Origin of the sequence: Kingella bonacorsii (assembly GCF_016623605.1) — a bacterium.
In the GTDB taxonomy this organism is placed as follows: domain Bacteria; phylum Pseudomonadota; class Gammaproteobacteria; order Burkholderiales; family Neisseriaceae; genus Kingella_B; species Kingella_B oralis.
Genome location: NZ_JAEHNZ010000002.1, coordinates 160,500 through 178,920, shown reverse-complemented (window position 1 = coordinate 178,920; position 18,421 = coordinate 160,500). Strand labels below are relative to the sequence as shown.

Genomic DNA, 18,421 nt, shown 5'->3' with positions numbered 1-18,421 from the left:
AACATGATAACCCTGTCCGTAGATGCCATGGGCGGCGACATTGGTCTCGCCGTAACCGCCCCCGCCGCCGCCAACTTCCTGCAACGCCGCCCCGATGCCAAACTCATCATGGTAGGCGACCAAGCCCAAATTCAAACCGCCTTGCAACAAGCCAACGCCCCAATGGCGCGCATCAGCATCATTCACGCAAGCGAAGTCGTCGGCATGGACGAAGCTCCGCAGTACGCCCTAAAAAACAAAAAACACTCATCCATGCGCGTTGCCATCCAACAAGTGAAAGACGGCAACGCCCAAGCCGCCGTTTCCGCAGGCAACACAGGCGCGCTTATGGCAACCGCCCGCTTCGTACTCAAAACCCTGCCCCATATAGACCGCCCCGCCATCGCCAAATTTCTCCCCGCCGAAAACGACCATCTCACCCTAATGCTAGACCTAGGCGCCAACGTGGACAGTACGCCCGAGCAACTCCATCAATTTGCCATTATGGGAAACGAACTCTATCGCGCCCTCTATCCCAACCACAACACCCCCAAAATCGGCTTGCTCAACATCGGCACAGAAGACATCAAAGGCACAGAAACCGTCAAACAAGCCTTTCAGCTTCTTCAACAAAGCCCCATCAATTTCATCGGTAACATAGAAGCCAACCAAATATACAGCAACCAAATTGATGTTGTGATAGCCGACGGCTTCGTGGGCAACATCGTACTCAAAACCATAGAAGGCACAGCAGGCTTTATGGGCGGCATCATCAAACAAGAATTTCAACGCAACCTCTACACCAAATTCAGCGCACTCACCGCCCTGCCCGTGCTCAACAGCTTCAAGCGCCGCCTAGACCCACGCCGCTACAACGGCGCAATCTTTCTCGGCTTGCGTGGCATCGTAGTGAAAAGCCATGGCGGCACCGATGCCACAGGTTTTGCCTTTGCGCTAGAAGAAGCCTACCAAGAAGCCCAAGCCGACAGTCTGGCCAAAATTGAGCAAGGCATCAGCGAAAAACTAGCCGCAGCCTAATTGGAAGGCAATGGCTTGCTACCAAAGGCAGCCTGAAAACACCAAGCTGCCGCCCATTCATTCCACAAAAAAGCAACACTGCAAAAATAAATTTGCAAAAAAACAACACTATTTTATTCTTATAAATTGCTTTATTAAACAACAAAATAAGACAAAATAGTCAAAATAAAACCAAAAATCCCAAAGTACGCTCAGCATAAAAACAAAAAATAAGTTTGTTTTTTTTTCGCAAAATAGCTATATTAACGACTGCGAACTGCAAGGCTCAATAAGATTTTGGGCTTAACAGGGGTTAAAAGTGTTTTATTGTGAGCACATTTAATTCTTTTCAAAACTTGTTTAAGTAAACATAAGGAATACAGAAATGAAAAAAACTCTGATTGCTTTGGCTTTGGCTTCATTGTCAACTGCTTCTATGGCCGATGTGATTTTGTACGGTCAAATCAAAGGTGGTGTTGAAACTACTTTTGGTAACAAATTAGGTCAAGACAAAAACAAAGGTACAACTACCCAAATCGTTGATTACGGTTCACGTATCGGTTTCAAAGGTCATGAACACCTGACTGACAACTTGGATGCTATTTGGCAAGTTGAATCTAAAGTAGACATCGGTGGTGGTAGCGGTCGTACATTCGGTACTCGCGATTCTTTCATTGGTTTGAAAGGTGGCTTCGGTACTGTTAAAGTAGGTTACCAACAAACTCCAATCAAAGAGTTGAATGGCAAACTGGACCAATGGGAATATGATTCTTCTGTTGCTGGTTTGGGAACATTTACTCGTGGTACTGACGCTAGCCGTCGTGCGACTGCAGTTAGCTACGAAACTCCTGATTTATCTGGTTTCACTGCAAAAGCTTACTACTCACCTAGCGAGCAAGAAAACGGCGAAAGCACTGACGCATTGGGTGCGCACAAAAATAAAGCCAAAGGCATTTATGGTTTGAGCGCAAGCTACAAAAACTCTGGTTTCTTTGCTGATGTTGCTGGTGTATATGCACGCGGTACTACTGCTGCTGTTGCTGCTGGTAAAAAAGACGGTTACCAAGCATTGGTACAAGCAGGTTACGAGAGCGACAAATGGTTGGCTGGTTTGGCTTACCAACGCTCACAACGTGTAGAACGTGCTAATTCTACTTTGAATGCTGATGCTGATAAAGTAAACGAGTTGGCGTTGTCTGGTGCTTACACTCTTAATGATGCTTTGACTCTGAAAGGTACTTTTGCTTACGGTTTCGGTATCAAAGACATTAATGGTGACAAAATTGCTGGTAATGGCAAATACTACCAAGGTTTGGTAGGTGCTGACTACGCATTGTCTAAACGCACTATCGTTAATGGTCAATACGGCTACCTGCAATCTGGTAAAGGCGATGACAAACTGAAAGCTAACGTAGTTAGCATTGGTATGAAACACAAATTCTAATCTGATATTGCCTCGGATTTAGAATGCTAAAACTCCCTACGAAGGTGGGGAGTTTTTTACTTGGTAAGTAAAACCTTCTTATAAAAAAGCAGCCTGAAAACTTCATTTATCAGTTTTCAGGCTGCTTTTTGTTCATTTTGTTATGCTGGATTATGCTCATCAAAGAACTGCACTTTCACATCAAACTGTTGTGCGAGTGCCTTACCTAATGCTTGGATGCCGTAGCGTTCGGTGGCATGGTGCCCTGCGGCGATGAATGCTGTGTCTGTTTCGTTGGCAAGATGATATTGCGCTTCGGAGATTTCGCCTGTGAGATACACGTCTGCGTTTGCATCTATGGCAGCCTGAAAATACCATTGCGCGCCGCCTGTGCACCATGCGATGCGGGTAAGCGGCTGTTTGGGGTTGCCTATAATGGTGGGTGTTCTGCCCAGCGTTTGTTCAATAGCTTGGGCAAGCTGGGCGAGCGTGCGTTGGTTTTCGGGCAATGTGCCGATGTTGAGCAGATTTTGTTCGCCGAATGTGTTTTCAGGCTGCCAGTTGAGTTTGGCGGCGAGTTGGGCGTTGTTGCCAAGCGTGGGATGGGCATCGAGCGGCAGGTGGTAGCCAATCAGGTTGATATTATGGGCGAGTAGGGCGGCGATGCGTTGTTTTTTCCAGCCGATGATGGCGGTGGGTTCGCTGCGCCAAAATAAGCCGTGGTGCACGAGTAAGGTGTCTGCGCCTTGGGTAATGGTGTGGTTGATGGCGGCTTGGCTGGCGGTTACGGCGGTGATGATGTGGCGGATTTGGTCGTTGCCTTCAATTTGCAAGCCGTTGGGTGCGCCGTCTTTGAATAGCTGGGGTTGCAGGGTTTGGTCGCACCAGTTGAGCAGGGTTTGGCGTGGGGGCATGGTTTGTTCCTTGTGTGAGTGGAGGTGTTGAGGCAGCCTGCGTAGCGAAGCGGAGTTGCGAAGCTAAGCCCACGCGGTTACTCAATCTGAGCGCGTGGGCTGAAACCTATGCGACAAGTTCAGGCAGCCTGAAAAAGTGTTTCAGGCAGCCTGAAAACTATTTGGCGCAGCGAAACCCCATATTGTGCAAGACAAAATTGGGTTGTAAGCTGGTGCGGATGCCATAACGCAGGAAGGCGGCGTAGTTGCTGGGATCGCTGCTGTTTACTGCGCCTGAACCGCAAAAATCAGCGGCTTTAAGCGTGCCTGATGTGATTTGGCTGCTGTTGAAATCGGATGTCCATTCCCAAATCAAGCCGTGCATATCGTACACGCCGTAGAAATTGGGTTTGTTTTGTCGGATGTTTTTTAGCCCTTTGCTGCCGTTTTCATACCAGCTCAAAATGGTGCGGTTGTAGCTCGGTTCGTTGCTGCCGTTGGCTTGCAGCTCGGATGCGAGCCCCACAAATTCCCATTCGTCGTTGGTGGGCAAGCGTTTGCCTTGCGCGGCGCAGTAGGCATGGGCGGCAAACCATGAAACGTTGGTTACGGGTTTGTTGGCATCGGCGGCTTTGGGGCCGTTTTTGTCCCATTGTTTCAGGTAGTTTGACTCGGCTTGTTTCACGCTCACGTTGCCGCGCTGCCATTTGGGATTGGCTTTCACAAACTGGGCAAATTCGGCATTGGTTACGGGCGTTTTGTCAATTTGAAACGGCTTCACGCTAATCATGGGCGTGTCTTTTTTGAGGTACAGCGGGCGATAAGAGCCGCCGGGGATGTTTGCCATTTCCACGGCGTGCGCGCTGAGGCAGCCTGAAAATAGGATAGCGAGAATGATGTGTTGGGTTCGCATAATGATGTTCCTTGTGATAAGGCATCCTGAAAGTGGATTTTACGCAATTTTCAGGCTGCCTCAAACGTCCTTCGTTAAAAAAGCTGCCTGAATCGTGATACACACATCAGGCAGCCAATCTCTCACAAAACTACGCTTTATTTACGCGCGGCGGCAACGTCTTCGGGTTTTACTTCGCCGCCTTTGTTGCCGAAGCTGTTCAACACATAAGTCAGCACGTTGGCGATTTTCTCGTCATCCAAGGCTTGCGCGGGCATCACGCTGTTGAATTTTTTGCCGTTTACCGTGATTTCGCCGCTCAAACCTTTCACAACGGCGTGGATGCCGCGTTTGGGGTCGGCATTCAGGTAATCAGAGCCTGCCAACGGAGGGAACGCGCCTTCAACGCCTTTGCCTTCTGCGCCGTGGCAAGCCGAGCAGGTGGATTGATACACGCTTTCGCCTGCTTTAATGCGCTCTTCTTTGGATGCGGCTTTGGGTGCGCCTGCGGCAACTTGTGAGGCTTCGCTGGCGGTGAGCGGCGCGGTTTGGATGGTGCCGCCCTCGCCTTGGTACACTAAGTCTTGCGTTTTGCCTGAGAAGATGTCTTTGTTTTCCGCCCCTTCGGCAACCAATTGACCCAACGCGCCTTTGTTGAACGCGCGGAAGAGGGAGTGGTCAACCACAGTGTAGCTGCCGGGTACATCCAGTTTCATTTCCACAATCGCCGCGCCGCCTGCGGGAACAAGCGTGGTTTGAACGTTGTGGTTTTCTACCGTGCCAGCTTCCACCACCACGCGGTCAAAAATTTCGCCAATCACGTGGAAAGAAGAAACGAGGTTGGGCCCGCCATTGCCCACAAACAAGCGCACTTTTTCGCCCACTTTGGCTTTGAGCGCGTTATCGCCTGCAATCGCGCCAACGTGTCCGTTGAATACAACGTAATCCGCGTCTTCATCAATCGCTTTTTTCATGTCAAACGGTTGCAAGCCTTGTGCGCCGTATTCGCCTTTGGTGTAGAAATCGCCTTGCATCACATAGAACTCTTTGTCCACTTTGGGCAAGCCTTCTTTGGGTTCAACCAAAATCAAGCCATACATACCGTTGGCGATGTGCATGCCCACAGGCGCAGTCGCGCAGTGGTAAACATACAAACCAGGTTGCAATGCTTTAAAGCTGAATACGCTGGTATGACCAGGGGCAGTGAACGAAGCCGCCGCGCCGCCGCCCGGGCCGGTTGCAGCGTGGAAGTCAATATTGTGCGGCACAGTGGAATCAGAGCGGTTGGAGAAATGCACTTCCACTTGGTCACCTTCGCGCACGCGGATAAACGAACCGGGCACATCGCCGTTGAACGTCCAATATTTGTAGTCCACGCCGTCTGCCATTTTCATTACTTTTTCTTGCACTTCGATGTTCACTTTCACGCGAGCCGCGTGGTCGCGGTCGATAGCAGGGGGAACTTCGGGTGCTTTGGTTAAAACAGCGTCGATAACAGGCAATTCGCTGGCAGGCACTTCGGCTTCGGCACCGGCAGACGCAGCGGGCGCAGAAGCGGCGGCGGGAGCAGAAGTTGCTGCAACAGGCGCGCTGCCGGCAGCGGGTTTGTCCTCAGGCGCAGGCTGTGGCGCGCAAGCGGAAAGAGCGAAAGCAGAAGCGATGAGCATCGCAAGAGTTTGACGTTTCATGGTGTTGTGTCCTTAACACGGGTTTAAAATTATTTCCAGGCTGCCTACTTATTTTGGCGGTGCCTTGTTGTTAGAAAGCATTATTAGTTAAGGCGGATTAACGCATCTTGACATAAATCAACAAAAATAAAAAAGTTCATATTTGCTGAATTTTCTATTAAAAATATTTGCGGTAAATCAAAAAAAGCGAACGGTTTGAGAATGGCGCGTTGTTTAAAGTAAACACTTTGAAAGATAAGAAACTATCTCAATTTGGCGCGATAAGGGCAGCCTGAAAAAATCGCTACTTATTTTGGCGCTATTCGTGTTACAATTTTTAACATTCAATAATAATGAATTTTTAACCACGTCCAATTTAACTTTTTTAAGGAGCACAAAATGGGACAATATAAAAAGTTATGGTACATGCTCATTGGCGTGTTAGCCGTAACGTTCACTCTGCTGGGGTATCTTGGCGTTGAAGTTTATCGCCAGTCGCCTCCGTTTCCTGAAAAATTCGTTTCGGCGGATGGCAAAGTTTTGCTTACCAAAGACGATATTTTCAAAGGTCAATCCGCATGGCAAAGCACAGGCGGCATGGAGCTGGGTTCGGTGTTGGGGCACGGTGCATACCAAGCCCCCGACTGGACGGCCGATTGGTTACACCGCGAATTGGAAGCATGGTTGGATTTAACCGCGCAGGCTGATTTCGGCAAAAAATACGCCGAGCTGGATAAAGTGCAACAAGAAACCGTGCGCGCCAAAATGATTCAAGAATACCGCTTTAACAGCGGCGTGCAGGAAGACGGCAGCGTGAAGCTGTCGGATACGCGCATCAAAGCGATTGAAAGCGTTGCGCCTTACTACATCGGTTTGTATGGCGATGAGCCATCGTTGAACAAGTCGCGCGAACACTTTGCGATGCGCACCAACACCCTGCCCGATGCCGAAGCGCGTCAAAAACTGACTAACTTCTTCTTTTGGACGGCGTGGACCGCTTCCACCAACCGCCCGAACACCGAAGCGACTTACACCAACAACTGGCCGCACGAGCCTTTAATCAACAACGTGCCGACCACCGAAAACTATATGTGGTCGTTTGCCTCGTTTGTGTTCTTGTTGGCGGGTATTGGCTTTTTGGTGTGGGGCTATCATTTCTTGCGTTCGCACGACGATACGCCCAAAGCCCCCGCTTCCGATCCATTAGCCAAAATTACTTTGACTCCATCGCAAAAAGCGTTGTGGAAATATGCTGCGCTTACGGTGATTTTGTTCATCGTGCAAATTTTGCTCGGCGGCTTGGTGGCGCACTACACCGTGGAAGGTCAAACATTCTACGGCATTGAAATGTCTAAAATTTTGCCTTACTCGCTAGCGCGTACTTGGCACTTGCAATCTGCGCTGTTCTGGATTGCAACGGGCTTCTTGACTGCGGGTTTGTTTGTTGCGCCGATTATCAACGGCGGCAAAGACCCTAAATTCCAAGCCTTGGGCGTGAACTTGTTATACGTTGCCTTGTTTATCGTGGTGGCGGGTTCTTATGCCGGCAATTTTGTTTCGCTCGTATTGAACAAAATGTCTGGCTCAACCAATTTCTGGTTTGGCCACCAAGGCTATGAATACTTGGATTTGGGCCGCTTCTGGCAAGTGTTGCTCACAGTGGGCTTCCTGTTGTGGCTGTTCTTGATGCTGCGCTGCACCGTGTCTGCGTTCAAACAAGGCGGCGACAAAAACCTGCTGGCGATTTTCGTGGCTTCGATTGTGGGCGTGGGTGCGTTCTATGCGCCCGGCTTGTTCTACGGCGAGCACAGCCCTGTGCCTGTTATGGAATACTGGCGTTGGTGGGTGGTGCATTTGTGGGTGGAAGGCTTCTTTGAAGTGTTCGCCACAGCCGCTTTGGCGTTTGTGTTCTACAACTTGGGCTTGGTGAGCTACAAATCGGCAACCGCCGCTTCTTTGGTGGCCGGCAGCTTGTTCTTGGTCGGCGGCGTGCCCGGTACGTTCCACCACTTGTATTTCACGGGGACTACCACGCCTGTTATGGCAACGGGTGCTTCGTTCTCTGCTTTGGAAGTGGTGCCTTTGGTGCTGCTCGGCCATGAGGCGTATGAGCATTGGTCTCACCAACACGCTGCGCCTTGGATGCAACGTTTGCGCTGGCCTTTGATGTGCTTCACCGCCGTTGCGTTCTGGAATATGCTGGGCGCGGGCGTGTTCGGCTTCTTGATTAACCCGCCGATTACCTTGTTCTTCTTGCAAGGCTTGAATACCACTGCGGTGCACGCGCACGGCGCATTGTTCGGCGTGTATGGCTTCTTGGCTCTAGGCTTTGTGTTGCTGGTGGGCTGTTACATCAAGCCAAACTACACCTACAACGCCAAATACATGACCATCGGCTTCTGGCTGCTTAACGGCGGCTTGGCGTTGATGATTGTGTCTAGCTTGTTGCCGATTGGCATTATTCAAGGCTATGCGTCGATTAGCCAAGGTTTGTGGTATGCGCGCAGCGAAGCGTTCATGCAGCAGGATTACTTGGTGCTGTTCCGCTGGATTCGCACGATTGCGGATTTCACCTTCATCGGCGGCGCGTGCTTGTTTGCATGGCAAGTGATTAAAATGTCGATTAGTCGTGATAAAGCGGCGTAAATAGCTTGAATGAGGCAGCCTGAAAACGTAGTTGAATGCGTTTTCAGGCTGCCTTTTTTGTGTGGATTGAATGCGCGGGTGTGGTGGTGCGATGCAGAGGCAGCCTGAAAACGGGTAAAGGGGTTTTCAGGCTGCCTTTGGGGTAAAGATTTCAGTGATGGCGCGGCTGTGGCTTGCCGCTAAGCGGGGTGTTGTGCGGATTGTTACCGCGATGTCGGCGAGTCGCCGCGCTATTAGGTTGCCGACTGGATTGCAGTGTGTTGCTACCATGCAGAGGCAGCCTGAAACGGGCTGGGCAAATCGGTTTTCAGGCTGCCTCAACCCGCCCGAGCGTTACGCGGTCTAGCCCCGCCCAATCCTGCTGCGTTTCAATTTGGCAGAAACCAAATCGCGCCAAAATATCGCGCGCGGCTTGCCCTTGGTTGTAGCCGTGTTCCAGCAGCAGCCAGCCGTGGCGGCGCAGATAGGCGGGCGCGTGTTGGGCGATGTGGCGGATGTGCGCCAAGCCGTCGGCAAAGTCGGTGAGCGCGGCGGGCGGCTCGTAGCGCAAATCGCCTTGTTGCAGGTGCGGGTCGTCGGCTTCGATGTAGGGCGGGTTGGAGGCGATAACGTGCACGCTGTGTTGCGGCAGCCTGAAAACTTGGTTGGCGGCAAACCAGGCGCCTTGTGCGAATGAAACGGGGGCGCACCACGCGGCGGCGTTTTGTTGCGCGACGGCCAGGGCTTCGGCGCTGATGTCGCTGGCAAACACGCGGGCATCGGGGCGTTCGCATTTTGCGCTGACGGCGATGATGCCGCTGCCGGTGCCCAAATCCCACAACACGCCGTTTTCAGGCAGCCGTTGCAGCGCGGCTTCTAGCAGGTGTTCGGTTTCGGGGCGCGGGATGAGCACGGCGGGGGAAACGGCGAAGGCGCGCCCGTAAAATTCGCGCGTGCCGATGAGGTAGGCAATCGGTTCGCCCGCGCTGCGCCGTGCGATAAGGCGGTGCAATTGGTCGGCTTGGGCTTCGGGCAGCGGCTCGCGGTCGCGCGTGATGAGCTGGCTGGCGGTGTAGCCTGTGATGTGTTGCAGCAGCAGGCGGGTTTCGTTGCGCGGGATGGGAGCGGTTTGCAGGATTTGGGCGATGGTGGGCATGGCGGGGTTGGGCAGCCTGAAAAAAGGGCTGCGGGGGTGGATGGTTTTTAACGTGGCAACAGCCTGCGGATACGTTTTCAGGCTGCCTTTAACAAGGGTATGGGAGAGGGCGGTTCGCGCATAAGTTGAAACGGAATGAACTCAGGCAGCCTGAAAACCGGTTTTCCCGTTTCAGGCTGCCTGTGTGTTTCAATCAATATTTCACGCCTTTGTGCAGCGCCACAATCCCCGCGCTCAAATTGTGGTAGTCCACGCGGTCAAAGCCTGCGTCCATCATCATCTGTTTCAGCGTTTCTTGGTCGGGGTGCATACGGATGCTTTCGGCAAGGTATTGATAACTATCAGCATCTTTGGCGATGTATTTGCCCATCAGCGGCAAAAATTTGAACGAATAAAAATCGTAAGCAGGTTTCAGCGGCTCATACACTTTGGAAAATTCCAGCACCAACAGCGTGCCGCCGGGCTTTAACACGCGATACATTTCGGCAAGGGCAATGTCTTTGTGCGTCATATTGCGCAAGCCAAACGACACGGAAACAAGGTCAAAATAATTATCGGGGAAGGGCAGTTTTTCGGCATCGCACACGGCAACGGGCAAAATCGTGCCTTCGTTGAGCAGGCGGTCGCGCCCCACGGTGAGCATGGAAGAATTGATGTCGGTGAGCCACACTTCGCCATCTTTGCCCACGCGTTTTGCCCAGCCGCGCGACAAATCGCCCGTTCCGCCTGCGATGTCCAACACTTTGCCGCTTTTGGGCACGCGCGCGGTGTTGATGGTGAAATGTTTCCACACGCGGTGCAAACCGCCCGACATCACATCGTTCATGATGTCGTAGTTTTGGGCAACAGAATGGAACACTTGGGCAACTTTGCCCGCTTTTTCGCTTTCGTTTACGGTTTGATAGCCGAAATGGGTTTTTTGGTCGGTCATGATGGGGCTTTCTGGGGATAAGGGTAACGCGGTATAAAAGGCAGCCTGAAAACGGTCTACCGCAGCAAAAACGATTTCAGGCTGCCTCAATCAATCAGCGGCGACGGCGATGATGCCCGCGGCGTTTGCCGCCGCCCGAATGTTTGCCTGTTGCGGCGGCAGGCGCGCTGGCATCGGATGCGGCAACGGCGGATGCGCCGGCGGCATGGGCGGGCGTGCTGGCGGCGGCAGGTTGCGATGCCGCGGCGGGCGATGCCGCTTTGGCGGGCGAGGATGCAATGGCGGCGGAAGCTGCCGAAGCCGCGCTCACGCCAAAGAATTTTTGTGAACAGCTATCCGATACGCTGGCAACGGTTTTTTGCAGTTTTTCGGGCATATTTTCGGGTTTATCAATGGCGAGCGCGCTGTCCCATTGGGCTTTGTCACCATAGGCTTTCGCGCCCTCGTCGTACACGCAGCCGCAGTATTGCATGGTGGCATCGTCGGCGGGGGCTTGCTGCGATGCAGTGCTCAAACACGCGCTGATAAAGGCCTCGCGCACGTTCACGGCTTTGGGCGCAGAAGCGGCGGGTGCGGATGCTTGGCTGGCGGCAGGCTCGGAGGCGGGGTGGAGTTTTTCGGCGATTTTGTCGCAGGCGCAAAGCGCGGCGCTGCAAGCGATTAGGGTGGCAAGGCGGGTAGGGTTCATTATTAGCGGGCTTTCTTGTTAATCAGTAATTCGTATGCCAAATAGAGCAGCGGCAGGCTCATGATGGCGATGTAAACAATGTTGTGCATAAAAATGGGCAGCGAGAGCGTGGCAACCAACACCATGCCCAATGCTGCGCCGCCCAGATGCGCGGCGTGCCCGATGTTGTCCCACGGGCGGGGTTTGAGCAGCATGGCAACGGAGTAGGCGAAGTATAAAGTGGCGAAAATCCAAGCAGTTACGGGGATGAAATACACGCCGATGGTTTGCGTGGGCGCCAGCGCGATGGCGGCAAACAACACGCCCGACACGCCGCCCGATGCGCCAATGGCGGTATAGCTAGGGCGGTTTTTATACAGCCACAGCGAAAAGGCGTTGCCGGCAACGATTGAGCCGACGTATAGCCACACAAATACAAACACGCCATAGTAAAACATGATGGGGCGGGCGAAAAAATACAGCGTGAACATATTAAAAAACAAATGCCCCCAATCGGCATGCAAAAAGCCCGATGTAATCAGGCGGTAGTATTGCTTGTTGTAGCGCACTTGCCCCACTTGGAATTGATAGCGGTCAAAAATCACGCGGTTGGTGAAGCCGAGGTAGCTGAACAGGCAAGTGCCGATAATGAGCAGGGCGGGGATAAGGGTGTATAGGTTTGTCATGTGTGTGGGGCGGTGGCAAAGGGCAGCCTGAAACAGGGCAATGGCGTTTCAGGCTGCCATAAATATATTCAAAGCGGAGGCGCGCAAAGGCAGCCTGAAATGGGGTTAATGATGCGAACAGCCGCCGCAGCTATGGGCTTTGGTCGGCGCGGGCGCGGTTAAATCGGGGTCGCGCGATGCGCCTTCCATGGCGAGCAGGGCAAGATATTGCTGCCATAATTCTGCTTGCTGGCTGCCGAGGTTGTGCAAATATGCCCAGTCGTATAAGCCGCTGTCGTGTCCGTCGGAAAAGGTGATTTTGAGCGCGTAGTTGCCCACGGCTTCCAAATCGGTAATCAACACGCCGCGTTTGCCCGTTTGCAGCGTTTCCTGCCCAACGCCGTGCCCGCGCACTTCCGCGCTGGGGGAATACACGCGCAAAAATTCGGCAGGCAGGACGTGTGCGTGGTTGGGGTAAACAAGGGTGAGCGTGTCGCGTGTTTTGTTGATGCGGATTTCTTGTGGCACTTGCATGGCGCGTTCCGTTTTGATGTGGTGTTAAGGAAGCGAATTTTAACAGAAAGTTTTTCAGGCTGCTTAATCGCTAGGGTACGATGCAGCCTGAAAACGTGTAGCCAAGCTACGAGTGCAACCAGTTACACTATAACATATATATCCATTTGATTACAAAGGATTTTTTACATTACAAATCTTGACATTTCTTAAAACAAAAGCGCATACTGATGCCGCAGTTCACGTTGGCGCGCGGTTTGCGCCATTTTCAAAAACCCATTGTTAAACCATTTCCAAATACGGAGAAAAATCATGGCTAAAATGAAAGCAGCAGTAGTGAACCCCAATGCAAAACACGGCGTGGAAGTAACAGAAAAAGAAATCCGCCCTTTGCGTTACAACGAAGCATTGGTTGAAGTGGAATATTGTGGCGTGTGCCACACCGATTTGCACGTTGCCGCAGGCGATTATGGCGATAAAACGGGCGTGGTGTTGGGACACGAAGGCATCGGCATTGTGAAAGAAGTTGCCGATGGCGTGAAAGCGTTGAAAGTGGGCGACCGCGTGAGCATTGCGTGGTTGTTCCAAAGCTGCGGCTCGTGCGAATACTGCAACACAGGGCGCGAAACTTTGTGCCGCAGCGTGTTGAACGCAGGCTACACTGCCGACGGCGGCATGGCGACGCATTGCATTGTGGATGCCGATTACGCCGTGAAAGTACCCGAGGGCTTAGACCCTGCCCAAGCATCCAGCATCACTTGCGCGGGCGTTACCACATACAAAGGCATTAAAGTGGCCGGCGTCCGCCCCGGTCAATGGATTGCGGTTTACGGCGCAGGTGGCTTGGGCAACTTGGGCGTGCAATATGCGAAGAAAGTATTCGGCGCGCACGTGATTGCGGTGGATGTGAACGATGAAAAATTGGCGTTTGCCAAAGAAAGCGGCGCGGATTTGGTGGTGAACCCCAACAAAGAAGACGCGGCCGAATTCATCAAAAAACACACCAATGGCGGCGCACACGCGGCGGTGGTAACCGCTGTATCCAAAGCGGCGTTTAACTCGGCTGTGGACTGCGTTCGCGCGGGCGGCCGCGTGGTGGCGATTGGCTTGCCGCCTGAAAGCATGGATTTGTCTATCCCGCGCGTGGTGTTGGACGGCATTGAAGTGGTCGGTTCGCTGGTGGGCACGCGCAAAGACTTGGAAGAAGCGTTCCAATTCGGCGCGGAAGGCTTGGTTGTGCCCAAAGTGCAACTGCGCACGCTGGATGAAGCGCCTGCCATCTTTGACGAAATGCACCACGGCAAGATTACAGGCCGTATGGTGATTGACATGAAACAAGGCGGTTCCGGCTGCTGCGGTGCTTGCGGCGGCGGTGGGCACTAATTTGCTCGCCTTGTAAACATAGATAGGCAGCCTGAAAAAGAGAGGCAGCCTGAAAATGGTATTTACCGTTTTTCAGGCTGCCTTTATTATGCGCGGCTCGTTCCACAAGGAAACCACCATGCCTCAACTCCATCTTTTTTATCTCGGCGGCAGCGCAGGGCAATCCAACATCGAAGTCCACGATGTGCAGTTTGCCGTTTGCGACACATGGCAAGAAGCCATCCCCGCGCTCAAAGCCGCGTGGTTTGGCGATGCCGACAAAATCCACATCGACGGCTGGCAAGTCATTAACTGGGCAGACGGCTACGATATCCAAGTCGCCCCCAAAGCCGCCACCTCCGTTTCAGGCAGCCTGAAACTCTATTTTGTGAACGTGGGCGGTTATTGCCCCGAAGCCTTGCCCGAAGCGCACGAGTTCGGCTTGTTTGTTGCCGAAACCGCTGCCGAAGCCAAACAAAAAGCCCTTGCCGCCCTGCTTCCCCATCACCACGCGCAGCATAAAGACAACCTGAAAGACGTGGACAACGTGTTGCTGCTCAACGAACGCTTGCCCGATTGGCACATCACGCTCACGCCCAACCCGCAAGGCAAACCCGCCCCCATCGGCTTTCAAGGCTACCAACCCATTTGATATGAATACCCAATCCACCCTTCGCCGCGCCGTGTACGCAGGCAGTTTCGACCCGCCCACCAACGGGCACCTATGGATGATAGCCGAAGCCCAACAGCTTTTTGACGAGCTGATTGTTGCCATCGGCATCAACCCTGATAAAAAAAGCAGCTACACCGTTGCCGAGCGCATCGCCTTTTTGCAAGACATGGCAAAGCCCTATCCTAACGTGCGCGTGGCATCGTATGAATATCAATTTTTGGTGAACTACGCCCACGACGTCGGCGCGGCGTTTATCGTGCGCGGCATCCGCTCCGCTGGCGATTATGAATACGAGCGCGCCATGCGCCACATCAACGCTGATTTGCAGCCAGCCATCAAAACCGTGTTTCTGATGCCGCCGCGCGAAATTGCCGAGATTTCGTCCACTATGGTTAAAGGGTTAGTCGGGCCAAAAGGCTGGCGCGAGATTGTAAAACGCTACGTTCCGCCCAGCGTGTACCACAAAATCCTTGCCGACAACGCCGATAAATGATTTTCAGGCTGCCTTATGTAAACAGTGTAAGGCAGCCTGAAAATGTATCCCGCAAGGCTATGGTATAATCGCGCGTTTACGCCAACGCGCCCCGCCCCTTTCAGGCAGCCTGAAAGGGCAAACAAGGAAATCCCATGACGTTCGCCTATTTCAGCATTCTGCTTTTCGCCTTGTTCAATCTATTCTGCGCCGCCGCTGCCAAAAAAGCCGCCAATATGCACGCCGCCGAAAACCACAACCCGCGCGAAATCCTCGCCCGCGCCACAGGCAAAGCCGCACGACTCAACGCCGCGCAACAAAACGGCTACGAAATGCTGCCGCTTTACGCCGCCGCCATCATCATCGCCCACGCCACAGGCGAAGCCGCGCAAGGCACAATCAACTTTTGGGCAACCCTGTTTCTGCTCTCCCGCGTTGCCTATATTTGGGCATACGCGCAAGACAAAGCCACCGCGCGTTCCGCCATTTGGGGCGTGGGCATGATTTGCGTGATTGCGCTGTTTATCGCCGCCTTTTGATTAGGCAGCCTGAAACCCCATTCTATCCATTTTAAAAAGACCAAAACCATGACCCAACCAACCAATCAAGAATACGGCGCAGCCAGTATCCAAGTCCTAGAAGGCTTAGAAGCCGTCCGCAAACGCCCAGGTATGTACATCGGCGACACCCAAGACGGCTCAGGCTTGCACCACATGGTGTTTGAAGTGCTGGATAACGCCATCGACGAAGCCCTTGCTGGCTATTGCGACCGCATCACCGTTGCCATCAATGCCGACGAATCCATCACCATCGAAGACAACGGGCGTGGCATTCCCACCGGCATACACCCCAAAGAAGGTCGTTCCGCCGCCGAAGTCATCATGACCATCCTTCACGCAGGCGGAAAATTTGATAACAACAGCTACAAAGTCTCAGGCGGCCTGCACGGTGTGGGCGTGAGCGTAGTCAACGCGCTGTCTGATTGGCTCAAACTCACTATTTGGCGCGAAGGCAAAGAGCATTTTGTCGAATTCAAGCGCGGCGAAACCGTAGAACCGCTCAAAGTCATCGGCGCAGCGCAGCCTGAAAATCGCCACGGCACGCGCGTGCAATTTCTCGCCAGCGAAGACACCTTTGGCACGGTGGAATACAAATTTGAAACGCTCGCCAAGCGTATCCGCGAACTCTCGTTTTTGAACAACGGCGTGCGCATCGAGCTGTTTGACAAACGAGACGGCAAACACGAAGACTTCGCCGAATCAGGCGGCGTGCAAGGCTTTGTGCAATACATCACCGGCAGCAAAAAACCCTTGCACAGCAAGATTTTCTACGCGCTGGGCGAAAAAGACGGCATGACGGTGGAATGCGCGATGCAATGGAACGAAAGCTACCAAGAATCCGTGCAATGCTTCACCAACAACATCCCGCAACGCGACGGCGGCACGCACCTGACCGCGCTGCGCCAAGCCATGACGCGCACCATCAACCAATACATCGCCGATAACGACATCGCCAAAAAAGCCAAAGTGGATACCTCGGGCGACGATATGCGCGAAGGTTTGACCTGCGTGTTATCCGTGAAACTGCCCGACCCCAAATTCTCATCGCAAACCAAAGACAAACTGGTTTCCAGTGAAATTTCGCCCGTGGTAAACGAAGTGTTGGGCGAAGCGTTGAAAAACTTCTTAGAAGAAAACCCGAACGATGCCAAAATCATCTGCGGCAAGATTGTGGAAGCCGCCCGCGCCCGCGAAGCCGCTCGCAAAGCCCGCGAACTCACGCGCCGCAAAGGCGTGATGGACGGCTTGGGCTTACCGGGTAAACTCGCCGATTGCCAAGAAAAAGATCCCGCGCTGTCCGAGCTTTATTTGGTGGAGGGCGATTCGGCAGGCGGTTCAGCCAAGCAAGGACGCGACCGCAAATTCCAAGCCATTTTGCCGCTCAAAGGCAAGATTTTGAACGTGGAACGCGCCCGCTTTGAGCGTATGCTCGCCAGCCAAGAAGTCGCCACGCTGATTACTGCGCTGGGCACCAGCATCGGCAAAGAAGAATTTAACCTAGAAAAATTGCGCTACCACCGCATCATCATCATGACCGATGCCGACGTGGACGGCGCACACATTCGCACGTTGCTGCTCACTTTCTTCTATCGCCAAATGCCCGAATTGATTGAGCGCGGCTATGTGTATATCGCCCAGCCGCCGCTGTATAAAGCCAAACACGGTAAGCAAGAGCGTTATCTGAAAGACGAAATGGAAAAAGACGAATTTTTGCTTGGGTTGGCGGTGGACAACGCCAAAATCGTGGCAGGCAGCCGCACGCTGGAAGGCGCGGAATTAACCAAACTCGCCAAGCAATTCTTGCGCGCGCGCAACACCATTGCCGAAGAAAGCCGCGTGATTGATGCCGCTGTGCTGCGCGCACTGATAGACATTGAACCGATTGATTTATCCAGCGAACCAGCCGCGCAACACGCCATTGCCGCCCTTTTAGGCAGCCTGAAAAACCCAGAAATCGCGTTGGAACACATCGCAGGGCAAGACGGCGGGCATTTCATCAAAATCACGCGCCAGCTGCATGGCAATGTGATGGTGTCGTATTTAGACCAGAAATTTGTGGACAGCAAAGCCTATCAAGTGCTGCTGAAAACCGCTGAACAGCAACGCGGCTTAATCGGCAGTGAAGGCGCAGCCTTGCACAAAGGCGATGCCGAAGCGCAACACGTTGCCAGCTTTGAAGCCGCGCTAGACAGTCTGCTTGCCACCGCGCAAAAAGGCTTAACCATGCAACGCTACAAAGGCTTGGGCGAGATGAACCCCGAGCAGCTTTGGGAAACCACCATGAACCCCGAAGTGCGCCGCTTGCTGAAAGTGCGCATTGAAGACGCGATTGCCGCCGATGAAACGTTTGTTACACTGATGGGCGACGAGGTTGAGCCGCGCAGAGCATTTATTGAAGCGAATGCGCTGGTGGCGCAGAATATTGATGCGTAGGCGGTTTTTGTAGTAATAGGCAGCCTGAAAATGGTTTTTTTGGTTTAGCTTCGCTGAAACTCGCTTTACTCGTTTTCAGGCTGCCTTAAACAACCCAAAAAAGGAATGAATATGACAGACGAGCCAGATAAAACAACCGCCGAAGCCGATGAAACCACCACCGAGCCAGAATATCAGCCTTTGCCATCGCTGATTAAATGGGGCATCCCCGCTGGCATTTGGTGGTTTCTCGTGGCTATTGTGCCGCCCGTTATGCTTAATGGAACGCTGTTTGGGACGGGGAACCAACTGTTTATGTTTACGGGCGCGATGATTTTATGGCACATCATCGCGGTGCTGATGATGCTGGTACATAAAACAAAAGTAGCCACCAAGGTTTGGCTATTTATATTGGCAGTGGTGCTGGATTTGGCTTGGGCGGTGGTGGTGATGTGGATGATATTGTATATGTTTTACATGATTTAAAATTAAGGCAGCCTGAAAACGTATTTTT

Annotated in this window: 18 protein-coding genes; 10 read left to right on the top strand and 8 right to left on the bottom strand. The window is 52.8% G+C overall.

Annotation, left to right across the window (positions count from 1 at the left end; all coding sequences use genetic code 11):
* Nucleotides 1-3 precede the first annotated feature (3 nt).
* Both plsX and JDW22_RS05675 read left to right on the top strand, forming a co-directional pair.
* Nucleotides 4-1,017 carry a phosphate acyltransferase PlsX gene (gene plsX / locus JDW22_RS05680; protein ID WP_200522258.1) on the top strand — a complete coding sequence of 338 codons (1,014 nt, stop codon included), beginning with the start codon at nt 4-6 and terminating at the stop codon, nt 1,015-1,017.
* A 364-nt stretch (nt 1,018-1,381) separates the two neighbouring features.
* Nucleotides 1,382-2,440: a porin gene (locus JDW22_RS05675; protein WP_200522257.1), complete on the top strand. Its 1,059-nt coding sequence runs from the start codon at nt 1,382-1,384 to the stop codon at nt 2,438-2,440.
* 140 nt (nt 2,441-2,580) lie between these two features.
* Here the strand turns inward: JDW22_RS05675 and JDW22_RS05670 are convergent, their stop codons facing one another.
* The 3 genes from JDW22_RS05670 to nirK all read right to left on the bottom strand — a co-directional run bounded on the left by JDW22_RS05670 (nt 2,581) and on the right by nirK (nt 5,892).
* On the bottom strand, nt 2,581-3,333 hold the full coding sequence (locus JDW22_RS05670) for a Nif3-like dinuclear metal center hexameric protein (protein WP_003798931.1): 753 nt from the start codon (nt 3,331-3,333) through the stop codon (nt 2,581-2,583).
* 157 nt (nt 3,334-3,490) lie between these two features.
* Nucleotides 3,491-4,225, bottom strand: coding sequence for a formylglycine-generating enzyme family protein (locus JDW22_RS05665; RefSeq protein ID WP_200522255.1), 735 nt, complete (start codon nt 4,223-4,225; stop codon nt 3,491-3,493).
* Between the two features lie 137 nt (nt 4,226-4,362).
* Nucleotides 4,363-5,892 (bottom strand): copper-containing nitrite reductase, encoded by a 1,530-nt coding sequence (gene nirK / locus JDW22_RS05660; protein WP_003798935.1) that lies wholly within the window; start codon nt 5,890-5,892, stop codon nt 4,363-4,365.
* A gap of 378 nt (nt 5,893-6,270) precedes the next feature.
* Between nirK and JDW22_RS05655 the strand changes: the two genes are divergently transcribed.
* Both JDW22_RS05655 and JDW22_RS05650 read left to right on the top strand, forming a co-directional pair.
* On the top strand, nt 6,271-8,517 hold the full coding sequence (locus JDW22_RS05655; protein WP_200522253.1) for a nitric-oxide reductase large subunit: 2,247 nt from the start codon (nt 6,271-6,273) through the stop codon (nt 8,515-8,517).
* A 157-nt stretch (nt 8,518-8,674) separates the two neighbouring features.
* A complete protein-coding gene (locus tag JDW22_RS05650) occupies nt 8,675-8,863 on the top strand; it encodes a hypothetical protein (protein ID WP_200522251.1) in 189 nt (62 codons plus the stop codon).
* Here JDW22_RS05650 and prmC read toward each other — a convergent pair.
* The 5 genes from prmC to JDW22_RS05625 form a co-directional block, all read right to left on the bottom strand.
* Nucleotides 8,825-9,652 carry a peptide chain release factor N(5)-glutamine methyltransferase gene (prmC, locus tag JDW22_RS05645; RefSeq protein WP_200522249.1) on the bottom strand — a complete coding sequence of 276 codons (828 nt, stop codon included), beginning with the start codon at nt 9,650-9,652 and terminating at the stop codon, nt 8,825-8,827. The two genes, JDW22_RS05650 and prmC, sit on opposite strands and share 39 nt — an antisense overlap.
* A 193-nt stretch (nt 9,653-9,845) precedes the next feature.
* Nucleotides 9,846-10,583: a bifunctional demethylmenaquinone methyltransferase/2-methoxy-6-polyprenyl-1,4-benzoquinol methylase UbiE gene (ubiE, locus tag JDW22_RS05640; protein WP_200522247.1), complete on the bottom strand. Its 738-nt coding sequence runs from the start codon at nt 10,581-10,583 to the stop codon at nt 9,846-9,848.
* 94 nt (nt 10,584-10,677) lie between these two features.
* Complete coding sequence (locus JDW22_RS05635) at nt 10,678-11,271, bottom strand: hypothetical protein (protein WP_200522245.1); 594 nt, start codon at nt 11,269-11,271, stop codon at nt 10,678-10,680.
* Nucleotides 11,272-11,273: 2 nt separating this feature from the next.
* Nucleotides 11,274-11,936: a rhomboid family intramembrane serine protease gene (locus JDW22_RS05630; RefSeq protein ID WP_200522243.1), complete on the bottom strand. Its 663-nt coding sequence runs from the start codon at nt 11,934-11,936 to the stop codon at nt 11,274-11,276.
* 105 nt (nt 11,937-12,041) lie between these two features.
* Nucleotides 12,042-12,449: a gamma-butyrobetaine hydroxylase-like domain-containing protein gene (locus JDW22_RS05625; protein WP_200522241.1), complete on the bottom strand. Its 408-nt coding sequence runs from the start codon at nt 12,447-12,449 to the stop codon at nt 12,042-12,044.
* 300 nt (nt 12,450-12,749) lie between these two features.
* Here JDW22_RS05625 and adhP point away from each other — a divergent pair, with 300 nt between their 5' ends.
* The 6 genes from adhP to JDW22_RS05595 all read left to right on the top strand — a co-directional run bounded on the left by adhP (nt 12,750) and on the right by JDW22_RS05595 (nt 18,393).
* Nucleotides 12,750-13,811 (top strand): alcohol dehydrogenase AdhP, encoded by a 1,062-nt coding sequence (gene adhP, locus JDW22_RS05620; RefSeq protein ID WP_289004088.1) that lies wholly within the window; start codon nt 12,750-12,752, stop codon nt 13,809-13,811.
* 118 nt (nt 13,812-13,929) lie between these two features.
* A complete protein-coding gene (locus JDW22_RS05615) occupies nt 13,930-14,442 on the top strand; it encodes a DUF1543 domain-containing protein (protein ID WP_200522729.1) in 513 nt (170 codons plus the stop codon).
* A gap of 1 nt (nt 14,443) precedes the next feature.
* A complete protein-coding gene (gene coaD / locus JDW22_RS05610) occupies nt 14,444-14,956 on the top strand; it encodes a pantetheine-phosphate adenylyltransferase (protein WP_003798960.1) in 513 nt (170 codons plus the stop codon).
* Nucleotides 14,957-15,090: 134 nt separating this feature from the next.
* On the top strand, nt 15,091-15,474 hold the full coding sequence (locus JDW22_RS05605) for an MAPEG family protein (protein WP_200522237.1): 384 nt from the start codon (nt 15,091-15,093) through the stop codon (nt 15,472-15,474).
* Between the two features lie 48 nt (nt 15,475-15,522).
* Nucleotides 15,523-17,928: a DNA topoisomerase (ATP-hydrolyzing) subunit B gene (gyrB, locus tag JDW22_RS05600; protein WP_200522235.1), complete on the top strand. Its 2,406-nt coding sequence runs from the start codon at nt 15,523-15,525 to the stop codon at nt 17,926-17,928.
* Nucleotides 17,929-18,039: 111 nt separating this feature from the next.
* Nucleotides 18,040-18,393, top strand: coding sequence for a hypothetical protein (locus JDW22_RS05595; RefSeq protein WP_040559180.1), 354 nt, complete (start codon nt 18,040-18,042; stop codon nt 18,391-18,393).
* Nucleotides 18,394-18,421 lie beyond the last annotated feature (28 nt).